This window comes from Frankia sp. CcWB3 (genome assembly GCF_977927595.1).
This window is the reverse complement of the sequence record NZ_CDWRCK010000303.1, coordinates 1-2,571: the sequence shown is the minus strand read 5'-3', so window position 1 is coordinate 2,571 and position 2,571 is coordinate 1. Positions and strand designations below refer to the sequence as shown.

General features: G+C 69.0%; 3 protein-coding genes. 2 read left to right on the top strand and 1 reads right to left on the bottom strand.

From position 1 onward, the window contains the following. Positions 1 to 305 precede the first annotated feature (305 nt). The gene (locus tag ACY5KJ_RS17960; RefSeq protein ID WP_462189320.1) at positions 306 to 1,022 is read left to right on the top strand and encodes a metal-dependent hydrolase; all 717 of its coding nucleotides are present in this window, start codon (positions 306 to 308) and stop codon (positions 1,020 to 1,022) included. A gap of 155 nt (positions 1,023 to 1,177) precedes the next feature. Here the strand turns inward: ACY5KJ_RS17960 and ACY5KJ_RS17955 are convergent, their stop codons facing one another. Then, positions 1,178 to 1,591, bottom strand: a complete 414-nt coding sequence (locus tag ACY5KJ_RS17955) for a DUF2784 domain-containing protein (RefSeq protein WP_462189322.1) — start codon at positions 1,589 to 1,591, stop codon at positions 1,178 to 1,180. Between the two features lie 109 nt (positions 1,592 to 1,700). On the opposite strand from ACY5KJ_RS17955, the gene lipB reads away from it, so the two are divergent. After that, positions 1,701 to 2,525, top strand: coding sequence for a lipoyl(octanoyl) transferase LipB (lipB, locus tag ACY5KJ_RS17950; RefSeq protein WP_462189323.1), 825 nt, complete (start codon positions 1,701 to 1,703; stop codon positions 2,523 to 2,525). Positions 2,526 to 2,571: the final 46 nt, after the last annotated feature.

Sequence of the window (2,571 nt, the reverse complement as noted above, 5' to 3'; positions counted from 1 at the left end):
AGCGCACGAGGTCCTGCTGTTCACCGATCTGGCTAATCCGACCAGCAACGGCGTGTATCAGCAGCTTGGCTTCGAGCCTGTTGGAGACCGCGTAGCGCTGCTCTTCGCGTCAGCACCCGCGCCTGGGAGCTGACCGGAACATCAAACTCGCGGACGACCGGTCTGACGAGCTGGATCGATGACCACACGCGGGGCCTGCTTGCCACGGGACAGCCGAACGTCGCTCGGCGCGCGGCGGCTGGATCGGCTGGATCTGGATCGGCTGGATACAGTCTGACGGTGCTGATCATTCAGGTTGAGCTGCCATGATGGGGCGGACCCACGCCCTGAGCGGGGCGGTGGTCTGGCTGGCCGCCGCACCCCTGCTGTCCCGGGAGCAGTGGTTGGGCTCGCACGCGGTGTCCTTGTCCTCGTCCCAGGTGATCGCCGGCGCGGTGGTGTCCGCGGGCGCGGCGCTTCTGCCCGACATCGACCATCCCAACGGTCGGATCGCCAACACCTTCGGGCCGGTCACCCGGGTTATGTGCAGGTGGATCAGCAGGGCCGCCGGTGGCCACCGGCACGCCACCCACTCGCTCCTCTTCGCGCTCGGCATGGGTGTGGTCATGGGCCTGCTGGCCGCCCGTTTCGAGTACGGATGGTGGGCCGCGCTGTTCGTCCTCGTGGGCTTCGGGCTACGTGGGCTCGGCCTGGACTTCGAGAAGCACGAGCACTGGTCGTCCGTCATGGACTGCGTGACCGCCGGGGTCGCTGTCTTTCTCATGCACGGCATCGACATGAGCTTCGCCGGCTACGCGGTCACCCTGGGCTGTCTCGCCCACCTGGCCGGGGACTGCCTGACCCCGCGCGGCTGCCCTCTTCTCTGGCCGGTCACCTGGCGGATGGAGACAGTCCTGGTTCCCCGGACGGACGGCAGGATCGAACACTGGGTTGTCGTTCCGCTTCTCGCGGTTGCCGCGGTAATCCTGACCGTGCGAGTCGTGACGGGCGACGCCGTGTCCCACTGGCTCACCGCCGGTTGAGACACCCGGTCCAGCACCCGCTGGGCGGCGCCGGCGTAGGTGGTGTGCCCGTTGGGGTATTCGGGGTGTGCCGGTGGCGGCGTCGTAGCGATGTGGCGTCGTATCGCTGTGACGCCGTAGCCGGCCTCGGCCTACCCCACCGCCGGTCATCACGGTCATCGCTGGCCGGGGTCGGATGATGCCGGATCCGGTCCGGTGCCCACCGTCGGTCGGGACCGTCGTCGGTGCAGGTCCAGGCAGACGCGCACGTAGGCAACGACCACGATCAGCGCGGCCAGCGAGCGGACGAGCCAGGTGAGATCGTCCGGGTAGAGGACGCCCGCAAGGTAATGATCGATGAAACCGCCCTGGTAGGCCGGTTGACCATCAAGCCGTCGCAGATACTTCTCCAACGGGGTCAGCGGACAGGTGAACCCGATCGTGATGATCGTTACGCCCCAGATGATGGCGGGCACATGCAGCCAGAGCAGCCAGCGCCGCCGCCGGACCAGCAGCCCACCGAAGATGATGAACGCGATCCCGAGCAGGTGGGCCACCACGACGAGGTCGGCGAGAATGTCGTACGTCATCGCTGCTCCCTGTGCGCTACGGTACGCCGACCGCGCGGGATCATCCCGGCCCGGACCGCCGGAACCCGGGCACACGGTGGACCGGGCATACGGTGGAGAGGTGAATGCCGTGAACCCCGTGAATGCTATCGACGGGGTGGATGTCGTCGACGGGGTGGACGGGGTGGACGGGGTGGACGCCGTGGACGGCGGCCCGGGCCCGGTCCCGGTGACCTGGCCTGAGACCCTGCTGCGCCTCGACGAGGATCTCGTCGACTACGAGGTTGCCATGGCGCGGATGCGGGTGATGGTGCGGGAACGGATCGACGGCGTGCGGCCGGACACGCTGTGGTTCCTGTCGCATCCGCCGGTCTACACCGTCGGCAAGCGGACCCGGCCCGAGCACCGCCCGCTCGCGGGGCTGGGCATCCCGGTTCACGAGACCAACCGGGGTGGGCTGCTGACGTACCACGCCCCCGGCCAGCTGGTGGGCTACGTGATGTGTCATATCGGCGCAATGAACGCGGTGGTGCCGTTCCTGCGGCTGTTGGAGGCCCGGTTGGTGGATACGGCCGAGGCGCTCGGCATTCCGGCCGAGCGGCGGGACACCCCGCCCGGGTCCGTCGAGCTCACGGGCGTCTGGACCCGCCGGACCAACCGGAAGATCGCGTCCATCGGCCTGCGGTGCACGCGCAAGGTGACCAGCCACGGATTCGCGCTCAACGTCGACTGCGACATGCGGCCATGGGCCTGGGCAACGCCCTGCGGCATGCCCGAGGTGGAGATGACCTCCGTGCAGCGGGAGCTGACCGACGCGGGGCGCGCCGTCCCGAGCATGGCCGAGGTCCGCGAGATCGCCGCCGAGATGCTCGGCGCACGCAACGTCCCGCACCCCCCGGCGCCGAACCTGAGCTCGGGGAACCTGGGTACGGGGACCCGAGCCGGCCGAACCTGAGTTCGGGGGACCTGGGTACGGTCGGTGGCCCCTGGACCGTTACTTC

What these genes read in the sequence shown, in the direction of transcription:
- ACY5KJ_RS17960 (WP_462189320.1), top strand. Translation starts at nt 306, where the DNA reads ATGATGGGGCGGACCCACGCCCTGAGCGGGGCGGTGGTCTGGCTGGCC.
- ACY5KJ_RS17955 (WP_462189322.1), bottom strand. Translation starts at nt 1,591, where the DNA reads ATGACGTACGACATTCTCGCCGACCTCGTCGTGGTGGCCCACCTGCTC.